A 21,117-nucleotide genomic window follows, 5' to 3' on the forward strand; every position below is an offset into this window, starting at 1 on the left:
TCACCTGGCCGCGGACGGTCACTCCGTCATCGGGCGCCCGGCTCCACGAGCTCCCGCGCGTACGCGGCCATCGACCGCTGATAGCGCGGCAGATGCGGGGCGAGCGCGCCGAGGACCAGTGACAGCCCCTCGCGGTCCCGGCCCAGGCTCGACAGGCACAACGCGAGGCAGGCGCGTACGGCGTCGTCCAACTCGTCGGAGGGCGCGTCCAGTTCGGGCGTCAGCAACGCCACGCCCTCCTGCGGGCGTCCGACGTTGCGCAGCGAGCTGGCCAACTGGATCTTCGCCCGCCGCGCCTTGTACGGGCCGGCCTTCTCCAGTCCGCCGTCCAGCGCCTCCCGGTACAGCGCCACCGCCTCGGCGGGGTGGCCCGTCGAGTCGAAGGCGCAGGCCCGCTCGAACGGGCCCAGCGGACTGTCCTCGGGCAGCTCCGCCACCAGCGCGTCGATCACGGCCCGGAACGCCGCCGCGTCCTCCTCGGAGCCGGCGTAGTCGTCGAGGGTCGCCCAGGCGGCGGTCACACGTTCTTCCCAGTCCTGATCCATGGGCTCAGACTGGCACGCCTGCCTCCGTCGTGGCACCGGGGTATTGAGCGCTGCGGGCGTCCGGGCCGTATCCACGGGGAGAGCCCTTCGTCGGGGCTCTGCGCGGCATGTCGCCGATGGACCGGAGGACCGGAGGAACTCATGAGGCTGACCCGACCGATGCTCGCGCTGACCGGCGCGGTGGCGGCACTGGCGCTGGCGGGCTGCGGATCCGGTGGCGAGGACGGGCACCAGGGACATGGCGAGGGGCCGGCCACCGCGACCGGCAGTCTCGAGCACCTGGCGGCCGAGGTGAAGTGCAAGCCGAACATGCAGACGGACGCCGACGAGATCCGGCAGGCTCTCTGCGACAACCGCGCTGGCAAGTTCGTCCTCGCCACGTTCGCCACCGATCGCGGCCAGCGCGAGTGGCTCAACGGCGCGAAGGACTACGGGGGCTACTACCTCGTCGGCCGCAAGTGGGTGGCCGTGGGCGAGGAGAAGACCGTCGCGGAGCTGCGGTCCACTCTCGGCGGGACGCTGGAGGAGGGGTCGGAGCACATGAACCCCGGTGGCAGCCACAACCGCGGTGGTCACCACGGCTGATCCCGCGGGCGAGCGAAGAGGAGCCGGCGGTGGGAGATCCCACCGCCGGCTCTCTCACTGCTCCGGGACTACTGGCAGTCCTGGCCGCTGTTGATGCAGTCGACCATCTCGTTCATCAGGTCCTCGTCGAAGAAGTTGATGAAGTCGTTGTGGTCGGTGATCGGCTTGTGCAGCTGGTCCGGGAAGGAGTCGATCGCGTAGGCGTTCTGCACCTGTCCGTTCTCGATCTGCGGGGCCGGGATGTCGTAGACCAGACGGACCTGCAGCTGGGGGATGGCCTGGAAGCCGTTGGAGCAGCTGCCGTCCGCCTCGACGAAGTCGACGTGCGTGCGGTGGTTGGCGCTGTCGATGTTCTGGCCGTCCCAGCAGCTCTGGAAGAAGGACGTCCGCACCACCGAGCTGCCCTCGGGGCAGATCGGGTACTTGTCCGTCACCACGCGGTCCTCGAAGCCGGTGCAGCTCCAGTTCGTGTTGGCGTTGTTGAGGCCGTTCACGAAGGACTTGGCGTCACCGGTGATGATGCGCAGGGCCTGCGGCATCGCCACGACGTCGCTGGTCTTGTTGCCGACGAACTTCAGCTCCGCCTGGGCCGGCTCGACGATCTGGCCGACGTTGCCGTCCTGACCGCCGCCGGGCTGGCCCGCGTCGATGTCGTTCTGGCCGTTCTGCAGACGGATCACCGGCCAGAAGTACGACGACTTGTCGCCCTGGTTCTGGCAGGTCGTCTCGCCGTTCGCCAGGTCCTCGTCGCTCGCGAACGCGTTGTTGGCCTGGTTGCCGACGTAGTCGTGCTGGTGCTGCGCACCGTTGGACACGCCGGGCGCGACGATCACGTTGTCGGAGTTGCGGTTCTCGTTCTCGTTGGTACCGCACTCCGTGGTGAAGCTGCCCGTCGAACCGGTGTCCCCGTTGGCGGGCAGACCGTTGCCGTTCACGCCCTGCGGACCGCCGTTGGGCTGGACGTCCTCGATGTTGACGAAGTCGTCCGCGACGGGGCCGTTGCCGGCCTGACCGCCGTTGCCGCCCTGGTCCTGACCGTTGTCCTGGCCGCCGTCACCCTGGTCCTGACCGTCGTTGTTCTGGTCCTGACCGTCATTCTGGTCCTGGCCGTCGTCGTTCTGGTCCTGACCGCCGTCATTGAGCTCCGGCTGCTCCACCGGGACGCCCTCGCACCGGGCGAACCCGCCGAGGCTGCGCGGCGCCTGACCGCCCGCACGGTTGATGGTGATGCGGATCCGGTCCAGGGTGGCCGCCCGCTTGGACTGAAGCGGTCCGAGGATCGCGTTGCTGACGTAGTCGGCGTCACCCGCCTGAGCCTGGCGGGTGTCGGCGAGCCGCTTGTAGGCGGCGGTGACCTGCTGGTCGAGCCGGGCCAGCTCCGTGGCGACGCCCCTGCGCGCGCTGCGCGGCACCTTCGTCAGCTTCTGGCCGACGTCCGGGCAGTTGATCGTCGCGATCTGCGCCGCGCCGGACCTCGTCCGGTTGTCCGGCCCGTTCTCCTCGTGTGCCGAAGCGTAGAAGTTCGCCCAGATCAGCCCGCCCCCACCGAGCGCTAGGGCCGCCGATGCGGCTATGGCCTTGGTGGCCAGCGGCGTACGGCGTTTTCTTGTGTTGCGTCCCATGGAACTCCTCTGACTTCCTTGCGGGGCATCCCATTGCGGGGCATCGAGGCGCCCGACAGGAGTGAAGCGGCTCCCTTGAGTACGGGAACCGCCTCACGGGTGTTCACCCGTCCCACGAATTGCAGAGAAGTTCGTACGGTTCCGGTGTTTCAACAGGCCCTGGAACACCGGGAGTTGCGGATCACGCACGAGGGGTGAATGTCCGCGTCCGGTTTCATCGGCCGTGGTCGAGATGAGCGAGAACCGCCAGCACGCGCCGGTTGTCGTCGTCCGAGACCGCGAGGCCCAGTTTCGTGAAGATGTTCGCGGTGTGCTTCGCGATCGCCCGTTCCGTCACCAGCAGCCTGGCCGCGATCGCCGCGTTGGACCGCCCCTGCGCCATCAGCTCCAGCACCTCCCGCTCCCGGGGCGTCAGCCGCGCCAGCGGCCGGTCGTCGCCCGACTGCCGCGCCAGCAGCTGCTGGATCACCTGCGGATCCATCGCCGTACCGCCCGCCGCCACCCGTCGTACGGCGTCCACGAACTGCTCCGCGTCGAACACCCGGTCCTTCAGCAGATACCCGACCCCGCCACTGCCGTCGGCCAGCAACTCCCGCGCGTACAGCTGCTCCACGTGCTGGGAGAGCACCAGCACCGGAAGGCCCGGCCGTCTCCGGCGGGCCTCGAGGGCGCACTGCAGCCCCTCGTCGGTGTGCGTGGGCGGCAGCCGTACGTCCACCACGGCCACGTCCGGCTCCAGCTCGGCCAGCGCCCGGGCCAGCTCCGGACCGGACTCCACGGCCGCCGCGATCTCGAAGTCATGGGCCTCGAGGAGCCGGACGAGCCCGTCGCGCAGCAGGAACAGGTCTTCGGCTAGGACAACGCGCAAGGGATCTCCATGGTGACCATGGTGGGACCGCCCGCGGGAGAGCTGACGGCCAGGACGCCGTCGAATGTACCCAGTCGCCGCTCGACCCCGGTCAGCCCCGAGCCGGCCCCGATCACCGCACCGCCCTTGCCGTTGTCGGTGACGGACATCCGCAGATGGCCGTCGCTGTGGTGCAGGTCGACCCAGATCCGGTCGGCGCCCGCGTGCTTCACCGCGTTGGTGAGCACCTCGCTCACCGCGAAGTACGCGGCCGACTCCACCGGCGCCTGAGCCCGCCCGGGCAGCTCCACCGTCACCTCGGTCTCCACCGGCAGCCGCAGCGCCAGCGCCCGCACCGCGTCGCCGAGACCCCGCTCGGCCAGCACCGGCGGATGAATGCCGCGCACCAGCTCCCGCAGCTCGGCCAGTGCCTCCACGGACGACGTGCGGGCCTGCGCGATCAGCTCCTTGGCCTTCGCCGGGTCCTTGTCGAGCAGCATCTCGATGGTCCCGAGATCCATGCCCACGGCCACGAGCCGTGCCTGCGCCCCGTCGTGCAGATCACGCTCGATGCGGCGCAGCTCGGCGGCGGAGGCGTCGACGGCGTCGCGCCGGGTCTCCGTCAACACCCGGACACGTTCGGCGAGTTCCGCCTGGTTGGAGGCGAGGACGGCGCGGGTGAGGCGGAAGTGGGCGTGGAACGCGGGCACGGCGTACCGGTGCGCCACGATGAGCAGGACGGCGGCCAGCGCGCCCGCGCCCAGCGCGGACGTCTGGTCGCTGACCGGCACGAATCCGTACCAGTACGGGCCGTACTCGCCGTACGGGCCGCCCGTCATGGTCCGCCACAGGCCGGCCGCCAACGCGAAGCCCTCCAGCGGGTAGAGCACCAGCACCGCCGGCAGCAGCGCGGTCACGAAGCCCGCCGTCATGTCCACCGGCAGCCACCGCAGATCCCGGCAGGTGGCCGGGTCGCGCAGCATCGCGAACGTGCGCGTCCAAGGATTGGCGTCCTCGGGGACCGGCCGGTAGGCGGGCGGGATGCGCACGCCGCCCCATTCGGCCGCCAGCACCCGCCGCCAGTTCGCGAACGTCCGCACCCCGTTCAGCACGTACGGGGTGGTGACGATGCCGATGCCGAGGGGGATCAGCGCCACGGACACGGCGGTCAGGGTGAGGCACAGCACGGCCAGGGGCAGGGACACGACCGCCAGCACGAGCCCCCGCCAGGCGGCGCGCACCATTCCCCGTGCCCTCGATGCGTCGCCGTCGCTCTTCGTGGTGGTGTTCATGGGCGCCAGTCTGGTCGAGCGGGGGAGCGGCCGTCACTGGGCCGGAGCCCCGCTCACGTGGTGGTGCTACCTACACCTCACCGGCGAGCACCTTCGCCTCCACCTCCGGATCCAGCCCCACCGCGGGGCGGTCCGGCCGCTGCGGGGCGACCCCGCCGATGCCCTGCAGCCACGCCCAGGTGTCGGCGACCGTCTCGTGGACCGGCCGGCAGCGCAGGCCCGTCGCGACCGCCCGCGACACGTCCGCGCAGTGCAGCGCACCGTGCTCCTCGGTGTCCGGCGGAACCCACACCGGCAGCTGGGTCCACGGCTCGATGCCCGCCTGGAGGATCACCTCCGGGTCGGTCCAGCGCAGGTCGGCCTTCTTGCCGGTGACCTCCGCACACGCCTGGAGCAACTCGCCCATCGTGGCGTGGCCTTGGGGAGAGATCAGGTTGTACGGCCCGCTCAGCTCCCGCTCCGCCGCCCCGAGGGTCCACTCGGCGAGATCGCGGGCGTCGACGTACTGCAGCGGCAGCTCACGCGGCCCCGGAGCGAGGACCGGGCCGCCGCGGGCCGTCCGGTTCAGCCACCAGGGCAGCCGGCCGATGTTCTCGTACGGCCCGAGGATCAGCCCGGCCCGCACCAGGACCGAACGGTCCGCTCCGAAGGCGCCCACGGCCGCCAGCTCGCCGCCCCGCTTGTCGCGTGCGTAGTCCGTCCCGTCGGCGTCGGCGAAGGCGCCGTTCACCAGCGGAGCCTGCTCGGTGTACCCGGCGGGCGGCGCCCACGCGTACACCGAGCAGCTCGACACGTACACGTACCGCCCGGCGCGGCCCCGCAGCAGCCGCGCCGTGTCCCGCACCGCCCGCGGCGCGGCCGACCAGGTGTCGACGACGACGTCCCAGTCCCCGGCGGCCTCGTCGAGCGCGGCGAGACCGTCGACCGCGGTGCGGTCGCCGAGCAGCGACCGCACGCCCTTCGGTGCCTCGTGCCGCCCCCGGTGGAAGACGGTCACCTCCCAGCCCCGGCCGAGGGCCGCCTCCACGACGGCCCGTCCCACGAACTCCGTACCACCCAGCATCAGCAGCCTCATGCCGGTGACTCTGCCCGCTGGAGCGGAGGGAGGGAACAGGGATCTGCTGTGGGCAGACCGTCAGCGTCCGGCCGGCGGCACGTACTTGTAGCCGACCCGGCGCACCGTGTGGATGGTGCCCCGGTAGCGCGCCCCGAGCTTGCGGCGCAGCCGGGCGATGTGGACGTCGACGGTGCGGCCGTCGCCGACATGGCCGTAGCCCCACACCGTGCCGACCAGCTGGTCGCGGGTGTGCACCCGGCCCGGATGCGCCACAAGATGCGCGAGCAGCTCGAACTCCAGGTAGGTCAGGTCGAGTTGCCGTCCGTCGACCGCGGCGGTCCGCTGCACGGTGTCGACGCGAATCAGCGGGTCGCCGCCGGTGCCGGTGCTTGAGCCCGTGGCGGTTCCGGTTCCAGTGGCGCTCGGAGTGACGGCCGGCTGAGCGGCGGCGGACAGGACCGGCGGCTGCTGGTCGGCCGGGACGAGCACCAGGTAGCCGACCATCGGCGGCTGCCCCGGCAGGACGGGCAGGGCGTGCTGGGGCGCGGGCAGCCAGGTGGCGCCCGGTGGCAGGAGGTCCGCGACACTCACCGCCTCGTCCGGGCTGACGGCACGCAGCCGGTGCCGCGGGCCGTTCTCGGACGGGGCGGTGACAGGGGAGAGAGGGGCGGGGGACAGGGAACGAGTGGTCGCCATGAGAGGTCAGCTCTTTCGCGCGAGAGGTTCGACGAGGGACGTACGTCGGTGCGCGCGGGCCGAGGACCGCCGGGGTACGGCGTGGAGGGCCGGGTGTTCGGCGTCAGCGGGCCTGCGCGGTGAACGCGCGGCAACACACCCGGTCGAAGTCGTCGTGCTGACGGGAGGGCCAGAAGGGCTCGAGGTCATGGCGACCCGTCGCGAGGTGCTTCTGGAAGCTGGCCATGGCCCCATTGAAGCAGACGCCCGTCCGTCGCAGGAGCCGTCTCTCACCCACTGGACGCCGGGCCCGCCCCGGACCGCCCGGCCCATGCCCCACGAGACGACACGGCCCGCCGACAGCGCGAGGGGCGCCCACCGGCGACGGTGAGCGCCCCTCGGAGCGACTGCGGGCGGGTCAGACCTGGCCGGCCTTCTCCAGCGCGGAGCAGCACGTGTCGACCAGCAGGCGGGTCACCACGTACGGGTCGACGTTGGCGTTGGGGCGGCGGTCCTCGATGTAGCCCTTGCCGTCCTTCTCGACCTGCCACGGGATGCGCACCGAGGCACCGCGGTCGGAGACGCCGTAGGAGAACTTGTCCCACGGGGCGGTCTCGTGCAGACCGGTGAGGCGGTCGTCGATGCCGGCGCCGTAGTTCTTGACGTGGTCCAGCGGCTTGGAGCCCTCGCCGAGCGACTCGCACGCGGTGATGATCGCGTCGTAGGACTCGCGCATCGCCTTGGTGGAGAAGTTGGTGTGCGCGCCGGCGCCGTTCCAGTCGCCCTTGACCGGCTTGGGGTCGAGGGTGGCGGCGATGCCGAAGTCCTCGGCGGTGCGGTAGAGCAGCCAGCGGGCCACCCACAGCTGGTCGGCGACCTCCAGCGGGGCCAGCGGGCCGACCTGGAACTCCCACTGGCCGGGCATGACCTCGGCGTTGATGCCGGACAGGCCGAGGCCCGCCTTGAGGCAGTTGTCCAGGTGGGCCTCGACGACGTCACGGCCGAAGATCTCGTCGGAGCCGACACCGCAGTAGTAGCCGCCCTGCGGGGCCGGGAAGCCGCCCTTGGGGAAGCCCAGCGGGTAGCCGTCCTTGAAGAACGTGTACTCCTGCTCGATGCCGAAGATCGGCTCCTGCGCGGCGAACTTCTCGGCGACCTCGGCCAGCGCGGCACGGGTGTTCGTCTCGTGCGGCGTCATGTCCGTGTTCAGGACCTCGCACAGCACCAGCACGTCGTCGCCGCCGCGGATCGGGTCCGGGCAGACGAAGACCGGCTTGAGCACACAGTCCGAGGCGTGGCCCTTGGCCTGGTTGGTGGACGACCCGTCGAAGCCCCAGATCGGCAGCTCCGCGCCCTTGGCGTCGTCGGAGAGGATCTTCGTCTTGGAACGCAGCTTGGCCGTCGGCTCCGTGCCGTCGATCCAGATGTACTCAGCCTTGAAGCTCACGGTCCACATCCTTCGGGGGTGGGTCTGGCGCATGTGCGGGTGCGGCGGCGCTGCGGCACTGGGGCGCCACGCTCTCGATGCCCCGCAGCCTGTCAACAGGCGATTTCCCGGCCATTGCCCGAATGTGAACCCCGTGTTACCTGGCCCTGCTGTGGCTCACTTCACCTGGTGAGGGCGGCCGGTGCGCGAGTGTCGTACACAGTCGTGCGCGACAGGGGAAGGCCCCGCCGCTCCTGGCCGGGAGCGACGGGGCCTTCGCAGAGGCGGCGGCCGGAGCCGAGGCGTTGCCGACGTACGACGCCCCGCCCCCCGAAACCTGGCCGCCGCCCCGGGGAATTCCTGACGACCCGAGCCTCACCCCACCTTCTCGATGACCGCCCGGCGGATCAGGAACTTGCCGGGCTCGCGGACCTGCTCGAAGGCGGCGTTGTTGAGCAGCACACAGCTGCCCGAGACGGAGGTGACCTCCACCGTGGTGGACTTGTTGTTGTCCAGGTTGGTGACCTTCAGTTTGGTGCCCGCCGGGAACTGGTTGCTGGACGCGGCCGGGGCGCCGCCCTCGCCGGACAGCGTGACCGTCGACCCGTTGCACACCTGCTCACCGGAGGCCGCGGCGCCACCGCCACCGGCCTGCTCGCCACCGGCCTGTTCACCAGCGCCTGCCTGCTCGCCACCGGCCTGCTCGCCGCCGCCGGCCTGTTCACCGCCGGCCTGTCCACCCTGCGCGGGCTGGGACGGCGCGGCCGGCTGCTCGGCCTGGGAGCCCTGAGCCGACTCCCCCACCTCGCACCCGGACGCCTCCTGCTTGCGCTGGATCTCGGCGATGACCGCCTCACGGTTGGCGATCCGCGCCTCGGACTGCGCGTCGGGATTGGCCCGCTGGCCCTCGATGAACTTCTGGTTGTTGCCGAGTGCGGTGGCGAGGCCCTGACAGACGGTCGAGTCCGCCGCCGACTTGGTGGTCGGCGTCTGCGCGGCGTTCGAGGTGGTCGCCATGACGAAGGCACCGCCACCCGCCACCGTCGCCGCACTCACCAGAAGTGCGAGCTTCTTCTTGGGGCCGAGAGTTCTCCTACGCGACATGCGCGCCTCCTGAAGAGGTAGGGGAGCGTACGCCGCTATGTACGAGATACCGAACGGAGTTACTCAGCGGTTGACTCAAGTCGCCGAAGTAACCTGCGTCACAGGCGTGTTACCGGGACAGGGCGTCCCGCACGGCCTCCTCCGTGCGGGCCACGACCGCCGTCCCGTCGTCCGCGGTGATGATCGGCCGCTGGATCAGCTTGGGGTGCGCGGCCAGCGCCGCGATCCACCGGTCGCGCGCACCGGCGTCCCGCGGCCACTCCTTGAGCCCGAGCTCCTTGGCCGCGGCCTCCTGCGTCCGCGTGATGTCCCACGGCTCCAGACCCAGCCGCTCCAGCACGGCCCGGATCTCGTCCTCGCTCGGCACGTCCTCCAGATACCGGCGGACGGTGTAGTCGGCGCCCTCGGCGTCGAGCAGGCTGAGGGCGCTGCGGCACTTGGAACAGGCGGGATTGATCCAGATCTCCATGCCGCACACGGTACGCCGAGGGCCGGGCGCGATCCCGTCACCCCAGCGCGGCCACCCTGTCCCGGTACGTCCGCACCGGCATGGCGTCCTTGTACGGCTCCAGCCGCCGTTCGAAGTCCCGTACGTACTCCACCGCCCGCACCGACCGCATCTCCGCCGCCTGGCCCGCGGCCTCCGCCGCCAGCTGGCAGGCCTGGTCGAGCTCACCGAGGCCGAGCCGGGCGGTGGCGAGCACGACCCGGCAGAACAGGCGGCTGCGCGCGTACCCGGGCGCGCGCAGATGCAGCGAGCGCTCGGCGTGCTGGGCGGCGGCGCGGAACTGCTGAAGGTCGCGGTGGCAGTGCCCGAACTCGTCGGCGAGCTGGGCCTCGTCGAAGAAGCGCGCCCAGTGCGGCACGTCGTCGCCGGGCTTGGCGCTCTCCAGGGCCCGTTCGGCGCGTACCAGCGCGGCCGTGCAGGCCCGCACCTCGCCGAGAACCCCGTGCCCGCGCGCCTCGGCGGCGTGCAGCAGCGCCTGCACCACCGGCGGGACGGAGCTGCCCGCGCCCTGCTGAGCCACCCGCGCCAGCTGCACCGCCTCCCGCCCGTGGCCGAGGTAGACGGCCTGCCGGCTCATGGAGACCAGGACGTAGGCGCCGAAGGCCCGGTCCCCGGCCGCCTGCGCCAGCCGCAGCGACTGCACGAAGTACCGCTGGGCGAGCCCGTGCGCGGCGATGTCGTACGACGTCCAGCCGGCCAGCCGGGTCAGGTCGGCGGTGGCCGCGAACAGCTTGCGGCCGGTCTGCTCGCCGTAGGTGCCGCGCAGCATCGGCTCGCACTCGTGCTCCAGATAGCGGACCAGGGCCTGCCGGGCGTGGCCCCCGCCGTAGGCGTCGTCCAGGGTGCGGAACAGCTCGCCGACCGAGCGCAGCGCGGCGATGTCACCCCCGGTGACCCGCTGGCCGGGGGCGCGTTCGGCAGCCTGGCGGCGGCGGGAGCCGAGGTCGGCCGGGGCGGAGCTGCGGACGGCCGGACGGCCCTGGGCGGGAATGCGCAGGGGCGGCTCGGTGCGGGCCACCCTCTCGTCGGCGCGGCCGATCAGCCAGTCCCGGCTGGGGACCACCAGGCCCGCGGAGGTGAAAGCGATCTTGCGGAGTTCGGCGTGGCTGCCGGAGTCCTTGCGCCACAGGCCGCTGACGATGTCCACGGCCTCCTCGGGCGTCGCGGCGAACTCCAGGCCCGCGTAGACGGGGGTGCAGGAGTCGAGCCCGAGGTCCTGGGCGGTGAGGCGGCGGCCGAGGCGCCGGGTGAACACCTCGGCGATGAGCGCCGGTGTGGTGCCCCGGGGCTGCTGCCCGCGCAGCCAGCGGGTGACGGACGTCTTGTCGTATCTCAGGTCGAGCCCGTGTTCGAGACCGAGCTGGTCCACCCGACGGGCGAGTCCCGCGTTGGAGAACCCCGCTTCTGCGATGAGCGCGGCGAGCTGTCGGTTGGGGGTGCGCTGCGCGGGTCGGTCCGTCATCTGCGGTGCGGTCTCCTGCCTTCCGGCGAAACGATGTGCCCGTATTGCCTGTGAGCAGCCCTTATGGCGCCCCGGACGGCGCGAATGTAGCGGAGAGTAAACACCCGATCGCATTCTTCGAGGGGCATTCATCCGATCGTGTGAGGATTGGCTCCTGAGGCTGACGGAGGCCGTCCGGTCGCACGGACGTACAGTGGCGTGGGTGCGTTTCGTGCCTTACGACCTTCTAGGGAGGCGCTTGCCGTGAGTGAGTTGCGGTTCGTCCGGATGGGTTTCGGTGCCGAGGCCGTCGACTATCGGGTGGCCTGGGACGAGCAGCGCCGGGTGCACGCGGCGCGGTTCGCCGACGAGGTGCCCGACACCGTGATCCTCCTGGAGCACCCCCCCGTCTACACGGCAGGCCGGCGCACCGAGGACAGCGAGCGCCCCCTCGACGGCACCCCCGTCATCGACGTGGACCGCGGCGGCAAGATCACCTGGCACGGCCCCGGCCAGCTGGTCGGCTACCCGATCCAGAAGCTGCCCCGGCCGGTGGACGTGGTGGCCCACGTGCGCCGCCTGGAGGACGCCCTGATCCGCACCTGCGCGGAGTTCGGTCTGGAGACCACCCGGGTCGAGGGCCGCAGCGGGGTCTGGGTCCTCGGTGACCCGGTCGAACAGCGCCCCGCCCTCGGCGGGCTCTCCCTCGACTTCGACCCCCGTCTGCACGACGAGGAGTTCGACCCGCGGCTCAACGGCCCGGAGTACGCCCCGTCCAACGCCGGCCAGCGCCGTGAGGACCGCAAGATCGCCGCGATCGGCATTCGCGTGGCCAAGGGCGTCACGATGCACGGCTTCTCGCTGAACGTGAACCCCGACAACAAGTGGTTCGACAAGATCATCCCGTGCGGGATCCGTGACGCGGGCGTGGCGTCCCTGGCGAGCGAGCTGGGCCGGGACATCACCATCGAGGAGGTCCTGCCGGTGGTCGAGCGGCATCTGCGGGACGTGCTCGAGAACGCCGAACTCAAGCCGAGGGTGATCGAGAAGACGCCGGCATAAAAACGGCCCGCCGGGCGTTGGAGCACGGGGCCAGCACTCACACCGGGCATTCAAATCAACGGGCGTACCCTGAAGGTCGCCGAAGAATCAATCGTTAGGGAGCCGGTCGTGTCCGCAGTCGCACCCGACGGACGCAAGATGCTGCGCCTGGAGGTCCGCAACAGCCAGACCCCCATCGAGCGCAAGCCCGAGTGGATCAAGACCCGGGCGAAAATGGGTCCCGAGTACTCCAAGATGCAGAACCTCGTCAAGAGCGAGGGTCTGCACACGGTCTGCCAGGAAGCCGGCTGTCCGAACATCTACGAGTGCTGGGAGGACCGCGAGGCGACCTTCCTCATCGGCGGCGACCAGTGCACCCGGCGCTGCGACTTCTGCCAGATCGACACCGGCAAGCCCGAGGCGCTCGACCGCGACGAGCCCCGCCGCGTGGGCGAGTCCGTGGTCACCATGGACCTGAACTACGCCACCATCACCGGCGTCGCCCGCGACGACCTGGAGGACGGCGGCGCCTGGCTGTACGCGGAGACGGTGCGCCAGATCCACCGGCAGACGGCGAACCGCGAGGCCGGCCGCACCAAGGTCGAGCTGCTGGCCCCCGACTTCAACGCGGTCCCGGAGCAGCTGGAGGAGGTCTTCTCCGCCCGCCCCGAGGTCTTCGCGCACAACGTCGAGACGGTGCCGCGGATCTTCAAGCGGATCCGCCCCGGCTTCCGTTACGACCGCTCCCTGAAGGTCATCACCGCCGCCCGGGACTACGGCCTGGTCACCAAGTCGAACCTGATCCTCGGCATGGGCGAGACCCGCGAGGAGGTCAGCGAGGCGCTCAAGCAGCTGCACGACGCCGGCTGCGAGCTGGTCACCATCACGCAGTACCTGCGCCCGTCCGTCCGGCACCACCCCGTCGAGCGCTGGGTGAAGCCGCACGAGTTCGTGGAGCTGAAGGAGGAGGCCGAGGAGATCGGCTTCTCCGGCGTGATGTCCGGCCCGCTGGTCCGCTCCTCCTACCGCGCGGGCCGGCTGTACCAGATGGCCATCGAGAAGCGTGGCTCGTACATCGCGGCGCAGGCTGTCTGAATCGGCGTGTGAATTCCCGCACAAGATGCTACTGGCCAGTAATGGCCGAGAGAACGCGGCCCCGGCCGTCCTCGCAGATGAGGGCGCGTGCCGGGGCCGCGCCGGCGTTCGCGGGGCCCCCATCCAGGCTTCATGGGTGTTTGACCGGCCGGTCACGCCCTGGTAACACCAATCAGTGACCCTGGAATCACAGCTCGTGCACCACTGCGTACGTGGCGTACGTGATGTGACCCGCCATCCGGAGCCATGCCGAGGGGGACCTCCACCATGCAGGCCGCGCCTGTTCGCGCCACCGCCATCCCGTCCTTCACCACCGCGCTGCGGGCCGTCGAGTCGCTGCTGATGAGCAGCGGTCAGCGCACCGCCCGCCGCAACGCCTGGACCTCCGTGCTGGAGGACCGCCGTCGCGCCAAGGACCGGGTCGAGGCGCAGCGCGTCCTCGAGCAGTCCCTGTCCGCCCGCCGCTGAGCCCACCGGCGGAGCCACGTAGACTTCGTGGCATGGCGAGGAAGGAAACTGCAGCGGACGCTGCGAACCCCGGGCGACTGAAGCAGATCGCCCTGACCTACAAGATGACCCGCAGGGCCGACAAGAAGATCGGTCTTGTACTCGCGGCTGTCGGAATCGTCACCTTCGGTGTCTTCCTCGCGATCGGTTTCTTGATCGGTCACCCCATTTATCTCGGCATCCTGGGCCTCCTGCTCGCCTTCCTCGCGACGGCGATCGTGTTCGGGCGCCGGGCCGAGCGAGCGGCCTTCGGGCAGATGGAGGGACAGCCGGGCGCCGCCGCGGCCGTGCTCGACAACATCGGGCGCGGCTGGACGACCACCCCCGCCGTGGCGATGAACCGCAACCAGGACGTGGTGCACCGCGCGGTCGGCAAGGCCGGCATCGTGCTGGTCGCCGAGGGCAACCCGAACCGGGTGAAGAGCCTGCTCGCCGCCGAGAAGAAGCGGATGAACCGCATCGTCGCCGACGTCCCGGTGCACGACCTGATCGTGGGCACGGGCGAGGGCCAGGTCGAGCTGAAGAAGCTGCGCACCACCATGGTCAAGCTGCCCCGCGTCCTCACCGGCCCCCAGGTCACCGCGACCAACGACCGGCTGCGCGCCCTGGGCGACCTGATGAGCAACATGCCGCTGCCCAAGGGTCCGATGCCGAAGGGCATGAAGCTGCCGAAGGGCGGACCGAAGACCCGCTGACGTCTCAGGACTCAGGACTTCTCAGGAACGAGGAGGGGCGCCCGGTGTGATCCGGGCGCCCCTCTCTCGTCTGTCTCGACTGCTCATTCGTCCGCTTCCGTCCACGCGGACGTCAGATCCTGACCTCCACCGTGCCCGCCAGCCGGTCGTGCAGGCCGCGGCCGTCGCGGTCCCAGATCAGAGCCGGGATCGCCAGGCACAGCAGCACCGAGCGCAGCAGGGCGCGGCCCGGGTGGACCTGGCCGGTGGCGAGCGTCACGACACGCAGGCCGAACAGGCGCTTGCCGGGGGTGAAGCCGAGCGTGCCGACGGTCAGGACGCTCAGCACCAGGAAGATCAGCAGCGCCCAGTTGCTCGTCGCCTGGCCGTAGCCCTCGGTGATCAGACCGTATGCGATCAAGACGCACAGGGACCAGTCCACCGCCAGCGCCCCGAGCCTGCGGCCCGGCCGGGCGATCGAGCCCGGTCCCGACTCCGGCAGCCCCAGCTGCTCGCCCCGGTGACCGAACTCGGCACCGGCGTCCTCCATGGCCGCGCGCGGGCCGGAGAGCCATGATCCGATTGCTTGCCTGTTGTCCACCCGTCCACGGTACTGCGCCCGGAAATGACCGGGGGACGGCGGGGTGCGTCGGGGCTACCGTGGGAGATGGGCCGGTTAACTTGTGTGAAACAAATGGGTCACGCCCGAGAAATCACCCGTCCCTAGGGTCGAGCACAGCGTGTGCCACCCGCACTGGCCGCACGAACGATCTACCACCCCGGCGGGACGGTCGGGAGTAGGAGGAGCTGGATGTTCCAGAACGCCGACGAGGCCAAGAAGTTCATCGCGGACGAGGACGTCAAGTTCATCGACGTCCGCTTCTGCGACCTCCCGGGCGTGATGCAGCACTTCACGGTGCCTGTAGAGGCGTTCGACCCCGACGAGGAGCTGGCCTTCGACGGATCCTCGATCCGTGGCTTCCAGGCCATCCACGAGTCGGACATGGCGCTGCGCGCGGACCTCTCGACGGCCCGGGTCGACCCGTTCCGCCGCGACAAGACGCTGAACGTCAACTTCTTCATCCACGACCCGATCACGGGCGAGCAGTACTCCCGTGACCCGCGCAACGTGGCGAAGAAGGCCGAGGCCTACCTCGCCTCCACCGGCATCGCCGACACCGCGTACTTCGGCCCGGAGGCCGAGTTCTACGTCTTCGACAGCGTGCGCTTCAAGACCTCCGAGAACGAGTCCTTCTACCACATCGACTCCGAGGCGGGCGCCTGGAACACCGGTGCGCTGGAGGACAACCGCGGCTACAAGGTCCGCTACAAGGGCGGCTACTTCCCGGTCCCGCCGGTCGACCACTTCGCCGACCTGCGCGCCGAGATCTCCCTGGAGCTGGACCGGGCCGGCCTGAAGGTCGAGCGTCAGCACCACGAGGTGGGCACCGCCGGCCAGGCCGAGATCAACTACAAGTTCAACACGCTGCTCGCCGCCGCCGACGACCTGCAGCTCTTCAAGTACATCGTGAAGAACGTCGCCTGGCGCAACGGCAAGACCGCGACCTTCATGCCGAAGCCGATCTTCGGCGACAACGGCTCGGGCATGCACGTCCACCAGTCGCTGTGGAGCAACGGCGACCCGCTGTTCTACGACGAGCAGGGCTACGCCGGCCTGTCGGACACCGCCCGCTACTACATCGGCGGCATCCTCAAGCACGCCCCGTCGCTGCTGGCCTTCACCAACCCGACGGTGAACTCGTACCACCGCCTGGTGCCGGGCTTCGAGGCCCCGGTGAACCTGGTGTACTCGCAGCGCAACCGCTCCGCCGCGATGCGTATCCCGATCACGGGCTCCAACCCGAAGGCCAAGCGCGTCGAGTTCCGTGCGCCCGACTCCTCCGGCAACCCGTACCTGGCCTTCTCGGCCCTGCTGCTCGCGGGCCTGGACGGCATCAAGAACAAGATCGAGCCGGCCGAGCCGATCGACAAGGACCTGTACGAGCTGGCTCCCGAGGAGCACGCCAACGTCCCGCAGGTCCCGACCTCCCTCGGCGCCGTCCTCGACCGCCTCGAGGCCGACCACGAGTTCCTCCTCCAGGGCGACGTCTTCACGTCCGACCTGATCGAGACGTGGATCGACTACAAGCGCACCAACGAGATCGCCCCGCTGCAGCTGCGCCCGCACCCGCACGAGTTCGAGCTCTACTTCGACGTGTAAGCCCGCGTCCCACGGCGCCCCCGTCTCCCGGTCTCCGGGAGACGGGGGCGCCGTGGTGTGTCCGGAACGCTTCCCCCTGTGGGGCGCGTGGGGGGATCATTGGTCTGACACTGTTGTTCGAGGAAGGTCACGGGGATGTCCGAGAGGGACGACGAGGAGCGGGAGTTCGACCTCAAGTGGGCGGACCGGGCCGAGCACAAGGAGCCCTCGGCCCGGGCCCGTATGCTCGCCGCGCGCTGGAAGGACAACCCGCCCGGGCCGGTGCCGTTCCGCGCGGACCCGGAGCACACCTCGTCCGGCCGCCGCTCGTCGTGGGTGTCGACGGCCGTGGTGCTCGGCTGCGTCGCGGCGGTGATCGTCCTGCTCGGCTACGTCAACTTCCGGTCGTACTGATGCGCGGCTGATTCCCGCGACGTGCTGCTCGACGGCCCCGAGCGTCTGGACCGCCCTCGATGCGGGCGTGCGGTCCCTGGCATGGTTCCGGCCTTCCCTGCGCACGGCTTCCACCGCGCTGTCCGAGCCACACCCCGACCGCGCCGTCCGCCGCTTCGCCGTCCGGCTGGCGGCCGGGGACGGGCTGCTCTCGCCCGGCGAGCCGGCGCTCCGTGCCGCCCGGGACGACGACGTCGTCCAGACGCTGTGCGCCGACGCCGCGCTGGCGGCCCTGGCGCAGGGCGGCGCCGGGAACGACGAACCCGCTGCCGCGCCGCCGGACGCGGATGCCGCGCCTCGGGTGGGCGCTCGGGGCGGCGGCGGAGCCACGCCAGGCGCAGGCCGGGGCGGGCGGCCGGCGTCGGTCCCCGCCCCGGCCGCACCGCGGCCTCCTGCGGCTCTCAGCGGTTGTAGCGCATGAACGCGCGCACCATGTGGCACGTCGTGTCCGACGGTGGATGTACGCCGATCAGCTCCGCCGTGCTCCGTATCGTCTCGTTGCGCGCCTGGCTGGGCTGGTAGACGCCGGAGTCGAGCAGGGCGATGGCCAGCCGCATCGCCTTCAGACGGCGGTTGTGCGTGATGTACCACTCCCGCGGGCGGCCCGGTGGCAGCGGCCGCTTCTCCACGGGCGCGCACGGCATCTCGAGCAGGACGGGACGCTTCGCGGTGGACTGGGTGGGCAGGGGCTTCGGCTTGAGTGCGGCAGCGGGCACAGGCATCCTCCTGTCGCGGTCAGGACGGCCCGCCAAAGACCTCGGCGACTTCGGCGCCCGCCCTCGAACACTGCCTCAATTCTACTGCCCGGCACTGACATTCAGGGAGCGCGAGAGTCCTCCAAACTCCCAGGTGAGCAGGGGATTTGTCGCTGTGTCACGCCGGGCTGGTGGGTTGCGTGGGGCGCGATGAAAATTCGAACACGGCGCGCGCTCACGCCGCCCGTGGCACCGTCGGCACCGGGTCCGCGACGTGCATCGAGCCGCCCGCCCCGAGGTCCGTCAGGATCGCCTCCGACGCCCGGTGGGCCGAGTGCAGCGCCCCCTGGACCGTGCTGGTGTCCCGGTGGTCGCCGCACACGTACAGACCCGCCAGCAGGCGTACCGGCCGGCGCAGGTCGTGGGGTGGCCGCATCATCGGGACGGCCTCGGCGGTGTGGTGGACGGCCAGGGTCTCCCAGCGGGCGGTCGACGTGCCGTAGAGCCGGGCCAGATGGAGGCGTACCGCGGTGTCGAGCTGCGGTGCGGGCCGGCCGAGGACCGTCGAGGAGATCAGGGCGCGTCCGGCGGGGGCGCGGGACGGGTCGACGCGGCTGACCACCGTGGTGTGGGCGACCGGACCGCCCCGGTCGGCGTCCAGGAGGAGCGCGGCGCCGGTGCCGGGCGGCTCGTCGGTGGTGTGGTGCACCACCGTCACCGGGTGGGCGTCCGGCACCCGCAGGCCCGGCAGCAGCTCGGCGGCGGCCCGCGCGTCCGTCGCGATCAGCACCGCACGGCACCGGAACTCGCCGTGCTCCGCCGTGGTCACCGACGTCGTCGAGACGGACGTGACCCGCACTCCGGTGTGCACCGTCCCCGGCGGCAGGTTCCGGGCCAGCAGCTCCGGCAGCGCCTCGGCACCGCCCTCCGGCAGGCACAGCCGCCCGCTCGCGAAGGCGCGCAGCGCGAGATCCGCGCACCGGCTGGAGGTGGAGAGATCCGGGTCGCACAGCAGCGCGGCGAGCAGCGGACGCAGAAAGCCGTCGATGGTGCGGGCTGGCAGTCCCCGTGCCACCAGCGCCTCGGCGGCGGTCAACTCCGGCCGGGCCAGCAGCCGTTTCACCGGCGTGCCCGCGAGTTTCGTGAACGCGGCCCCCAGGCGTGCCTGGTCGACCGCCGTGCCGAGCGGCGCACCGGTCCGGCTCCGCGGCAGGGAAACCTGCCACCCCGGCACGGCCGCCGGCCGCCGCGGCGCGGACCCCGGCCGGGGGGCGCTCGCGAGGGCGCGCACCGCATGGAGTGCGCCCCTTGCGCCCCCCGCGCCGGCCGGTACGCCCGCGCGATGGTGCCGTCCGTCGCTGTGCAGCAGGACACCGGGTGCGAAGGGGCGCAGCACGAGCCCTTCGAGGCCCCGGGCCCGCCGCAGTTCCGGATAGGCCGTGGACAGCAGCTGCCCGATTCTGTCGAGCCGGAAGCCGTCGACCTTCTCGGTCGCCATGCGGCCCCCCACCGTGTGGGCGGCCTCCAGGACCGTGACGGTGACTCCTGCGCTGGTCAGTCGTCGCGCCGCGGAGAGTCCGGCGACCCCGGCTCCCACGACGACGACGTCCGCCTGGTACGTGGGCTCAAGCACGTGCCCCTCCTCGAGGTTGCGCGGGCGCTGGAGACGTCATGCCCTCAACACGCCCAAGGAATACCCGAGTTCTGCTCGAGGTTAGGGGCGTGCTCGGCCACCGGGGGTCGCGCATCGACCGGGGCACGGGCGCACGACGGTCGCACGGATGTGCCCGGACGGCCGGCGTGCGGGGCGGGTCACCGACTCGCGGACCGCGCGGGCCCGTCCCCCTTTCACAGCGCCGCCCTGATCGCCCCCTCGATGTCCGGGAACGCGAACCGGAAGCCCGACTCCAGCAGCCGCGCCGGCACCACCCGCGCACTGCCCAGCACGTCCCCCGCCATCTCGCCCAGCACCGTACGCAGCACCGGCGCCGGCACCGTGAACACCGCCGGCCGGCGCAGCACCCGGGCCATCGCCTCCGTGATCTCACGATTGGTCAGCGGCTGAGGGGCGGTCAGATTGAACGGCCCGGACAGACCGCCGCTGTCCAGCAGATGCCGCAGCGCGGCCACCTCGTCGTGCAGGGCGATGAACGACCAGTACTGCCCCCCGCTGCCCAGCCGCCCGCCCAGTCCGGCCCGGAACAGCGGGAACAGCCGCCCCCAGGCCCCGCCCCCGCGCGCCACCACCAGCCCGGTCCGGGCGAACACCGTCCGCACGCCCGCCTGAACCGCCGGCGCCGCCGCGGCCTCCCACTCCACGCACACCCGCGGCAGAAAGCCCTCCCCGGGCGGCGCGCTCTCGTCGACGACCCGGTCACCGGTCTCGCCGTAGTAGCCGATCGCACTGCCGCTGACGAACACCCGCGGCCGTACGTCCTCGGCCAGCCCGGCGACGGCCTCGGCGAGCGCGGCCGTGCCCCGCACCCGGCTCGCCCGGATCCGCGCCTTGTACTCGGGCGTCCACCGCCGGTCGCCCACCCCCGCCCCCGCCAGATTGACCACGGCGTCGCACCCGGCCAGCGCCTGCGCGTCCACCGCACCCCGTTCGGGATCCCACCGGATCTCGTCCGCCGCCCGGGGCGCACCCCGCACCAGGCGCACCACCTCGTGCCCGTCCGCCGTCAGGGACCGGACCAGGGCGCTGCCGATGAGACCGGACCCGCCGGCCACCGCGATTCGGGAACGTTCCATGGCCCCCATCCTGCCCCGCGCCCCGCGAAAGGCACGCGCGGAACCGGCGGCGGCCCGACGTACAGTGACCCTCATGTCCGAGCCGCTCATACGCACCGCACGCCCCGACGACGAGGCGGAACTGGCCCGACTCGACCGCGACAGCTGGTCGCCGCTGCACGCGGTCACCCCGCGGCCCCGGCCGCCGTACGAGCCCTTCTTCGGTGAGCACGCCCGGCCGGGCGACCATCTCGTCGCCGAGTACCACGGCCGAGTCGTCGGCTACGTCCGGCTCGGTTTCCCCACGCCGCTCGCGTCCAACGCGCACGTCCGGCAGATCCGCGGCCTCGCCGTGGCCGAGGAGGCCCGCGGCCAGGGCGTCGGGCGGGCGCTGGTGCGGGCCGCCGTGGCCGACGCCCGGGAGCGCGGCTTCCGCCGCATCACCCTGCGCGTCCTCGGCCACAACACGCCCGCCCGCGCGCTGTACGAGTCCGAGGGGTTCGTCGTGGAGGGCGTCCAGCCGGAGGAGTTCTGCCTGGAGGGCACGTACGTCGACGACGTGCTGATGGGGCAGTCACTGCTCTAGACGGCTCGGGACACGCTCCGGACGCTCCGCGCGG

Annotated in this window: 23 protein-coding genes; 8 read left to right on the forward strand and 15 right to left on the reverse strand. The window is 71.5% G+C overall.

Going from position 1 to position 21,117, the window contains the following annotated elements; translation table 11 throughout:
- Positions 1 to 26 precede the first annotated feature (26 nt).
- The gene (locus AB0412_RS02160) at positions 27 to 545 is read right to left on the reverse strand and encodes a tetratricopeptide repeat protein (RefSeq protein WP_366400518.1); all 519 of its coding nucleotides are present in this window, start codon (positions 543 to 545) and stop codon (positions 27 to 29) included.
- Positions 546 to 686: 141 nt separating this feature from the next.
- Between AB0412_RS02160 and AB0412_RS02165 the strand changes: the two genes are divergently transcribed.
- Positions 687 to 1,130 (forward strand): hypothetical protein, encoded by a 444-nt coding sequence (locus AB0412_RS02165; protein WP_366400519.1) that lies wholly within the window; start codon positions 687 to 689, stop codon positions 1,128 to 1,130.
- A gap of 68 nt (positions 1,131 to 1,198) precedes the next feature.
- Here AB0412_RS02165 and AB0412_RS02170 read toward each other — a convergent pair whose 3' ends face one another.
- The 10 genes from AB0412_RS02170 to AB0412_RS02215 form a co-directional block, all read right to left on the reverse strand.
- Positions 1,199 to 2,752, reverse strand: a complete 1,554-nt coding sequence (locus AB0412_RS02170) for a DUF1996 domain-containing protein (RefSeq protein ID WP_366400520.1) — start codon at positions 2,750 to 2,752, stop codon at positions 1,199 to 1,201.
- Between the two features lie 214 nt (positions 2,753 to 2,966).
- Positions 2,967 to 3,620, reverse strand: a complete 654-nt coding sequence (locus AB0412_RS02175) for a response regulator transcription factor (protein WP_366400521.1) — start codon at positions 3,618 to 3,620, stop codon at positions 2,967 to 2,969.
- A complete protein-coding gene (locus AB0412_RS02180; RefSeq protein ID WP_366400522.1) occupies positions 3,605 to 4,891 on the reverse strand; it encodes a sensor histidine kinase in 1,287 nt (428 codons plus the stop codon). Before AB0412_RS02180 ends, AB0412_RS02175 begins: the two co-directional genes overlap by 16 nt.
- A 70-nt stretch (positions 4,892 to 4,961) precedes the next feature.
- Complete coding sequence (locus tag AB0412_RS02185; RefSeq protein ID WP_366400523.1) at positions 4,962 to 5,966, reverse strand: SDR family oxidoreductase; 1,005 nt, start codon at positions 5,964 to 5,966, stop codon at positions 4,962 to 4,964.
- Between the two features lie 60 nt (positions 5,967 to 6,026).
- Entirely contained in the window at positions 6,027 to 6,644 is a 618-nt protein-coding gene (locus tag AB0412_RS02190) for a winged helix-turn-helix domain-containing protein (protein ID WP_366400524.1), read from the reverse strand.
- Positions 6,645 to 6,747: 103 nt separating this feature from the next.
- Positions 6,748 to 6,870, reverse strand: a complete 123-nt coding sequence (locus AB0412_RS02195; protein WP_366400525.1) for a hypothetical protein — start codon at positions 6,868 to 6,870, stop codon at positions 6,748 to 6,750.
- Between the two features lie 171 nt (positions 6,871 to 7,041).
- Entirely contained in the window at positions 7,042 to 8,070 is a 1,029-nt protein-coding gene (glnII, locus tag AB0412_RS02200; protein ID WP_260827811.1) for a glutamine synthetase, read from the reverse strand.
- Between the two features lie 354 nt (positions 8,071 to 8,424).
- Positions 8,425 to 9,153, reverse strand: coding sequence for a hypothetical protein (locus tag AB0412_RS02205; RefSeq protein ID WP_366400526.1), 729 nt, complete (start codon positions 9,151 to 9,153; stop codon positions 8,425 to 8,427).
- 109 nt (positions 9,154 to 9,262) lie between these two features.
- Positions 9,263 to 9,622 carry an arsenate reductase family protein gene (locus AB0412_RS02210; protein ID WP_366400527.1) on the reverse strand — a complete coding sequence of 120 codons (360 nt, stop codon included), beginning with the start codon at positions 9,620 to 9,622 and terminating at the stop codon, positions 9,263 to 9,265.
- Positions 9,623 to 9,659: 37 nt separating this feature from the next.
- Entirely contained in the window at positions 9,660 to 11,123 is a 1,464-nt protein-coding gene (locus tag AB0412_RS02215; RefSeq protein WP_366400528.1) for a regulator, read from the reverse strand.
- A gap of 243 nt (positions 11,124 to 11,366) precedes the next feature.
- Here AB0412_RS02215 and lipB point away from each other — a divergent pair, with 243 nt between their 5' ends.
- From lipB to AB0412_RS02235, 4 genes are all read left to right on the forward strand, one after another.
- The gene (gene lipB, locus AB0412_RS02220) at positions 11,367 to 12,164 is read left to right on the forward strand and encodes a lipoyl(octanoyl) transferase LipB (RefSeq protein WP_366400529.1); all 798 of its coding nucleotides are present in this window, start codon (positions 11,367 to 11,369) and stop codon (positions 12,162 to 12,164) included.
- Between the two features lie 108 nt (positions 12,165 to 12,272).
- Positions 12,273 to 13,238 (forward strand): lipoyl synthase, encoded by a 966-nt coding sequence (gene lipA, locus AB0412_RS02225; protein ID WP_366400530.1) that lies wholly within the window; start codon positions 12,273 to 12,275, stop codon positions 13,236 to 13,238.
- A 267-nt stretch (positions 13,239 to 13,505) separates the two neighbouring features.
- Positions 13,506 to 13,706 carry a hypothetical protein gene (locus tag AB0412_RS02230; protein WP_366400806.1) on the forward strand — a complete coding sequence of 67 codons (201 nt, stop codon included), beginning with the start codon at positions 13,506 to 13,508 and terminating at the stop codon, positions 13,704 to 13,706.
- A gap of 32 nt (positions 13,707 to 13,738) precedes the next feature.
- A complete protein-coding gene (locus tag AB0412_RS02235; RefSeq protein WP_366400531.1) occupies positions 13,739 to 14,440 on the forward strand; it encodes a DUF4191 domain-containing protein in 702 nt (233 codons plus the stop codon).
- Positions 14,441 to 14,552: 112 nt separating this feature from the next.
- Here AB0412_RS02235 and AB0412_RS02240 read toward each other — a convergent pair whose 3' ends face one another.
- Positions 14,553 to 15,020 (reverse strand): RDD family protein, encoded by a 468-nt coding sequence (locus AB0412_RS02240; RefSeq protein ID WP_366400532.1) that lies wholly within the window; start codon positions 15,018 to 15,020, stop codon positions 14,553 to 14,555.
- Positions 15,021 to 15,230: 210 nt separating this feature from the next.
- Between AB0412_RS02240 and glnA the strand changes: the two genes are divergently transcribed.
- Positions 15,231 to 16,640, forward strand: coding sequence for a type I glutamate--ammonia ligase (gene glnA / locus AB0412_RS02245; RefSeq protein ID WP_260829824.1), 1,410 nt, complete (start codon positions 15,231 to 15,233; stop codon positions 16,638 to 16,640).
- Between the two features lie 135 nt (positions 16,641 to 16,775).
- A complete protein-coding gene (locus tag AB0412_RS02250; protein ID WP_366400533.1) occupies positions 16,776 to 17,033 on the forward strand; it encodes a hypothetical protein in 258 nt (85 codons plus the stop codon).
- 440 nt (positions 17,034 to 17,473) lie between these two features.
- On the opposite strand, the gene AB0412_RS02255 is transcribed toward AB0412_RS02250, so the two are convergent.
- The 3 genes from AB0412_RS02255 to AB0412_RS02265 all read right to left on the reverse strand — a co-directional run bounded on the left by AB0412_RS02255 (position 17,474) and on the right by AB0412_RS02265 (position 20,518).
- Entirely contained in the window at positions 17,474 to 17,788 is a 315-nt protein-coding gene (locus AB0412_RS02255) for a hypothetical protein (protein ID WP_366400534.1), read from the reverse strand.
- 214 nt (positions 17,789 to 18,002) lie between these two features.
- Positions 18,003 to 19,400: an NAD(P)/FAD-dependent oxidoreductase gene (locus AB0412_RS02260; RefSeq protein ID WP_366400535.1), complete on the reverse strand. Its 1,398-nt coding sequence runs from the start codon at positions 19,398 to 19,400 to the stop codon at positions 18,003 to 18,005.
- 215 nt (positions 19,401 to 19,615) lie between these two features.
- A complete protein-coding gene (locus tag AB0412_RS02265) occupies positions 19,616 to 20,518 on the reverse strand; it encodes a TIGR01777 family oxidoreductase (protein WP_366400536.1) in 903 nt (300 codons plus the stop codon).
- A gap of 73 nt (positions 20,519 to 20,591) precedes the next feature.
- On the opposite strand from AB0412_RS02265, the gene AB0412_RS02270 reads away from it, so the two are divergent.
- The gene (locus AB0412_RS02270; RefSeq protein WP_366400537.1) at positions 20,592 to 21,083 is read left to right on the forward strand and encodes a GNAT family N-acetyltransferase; all 492 of its coding nucleotides are present in this window, start codon (positions 20,592 to 20,594) and stop codon (positions 21,081 to 21,083) included.
- Positions 21,084 to 21,117 lie beyond the last annotated feature (34 nt).

The organism is Streptomyces sp. NPDC052012, assembly GCF_040689265.1.
In the GTDB taxonomy this organism is placed as follows: domain Bacteria; phylum Actinomycetota; class Actinomycetes; order Streptomycetales; family Streptomycetaceae; genus Streptomyces.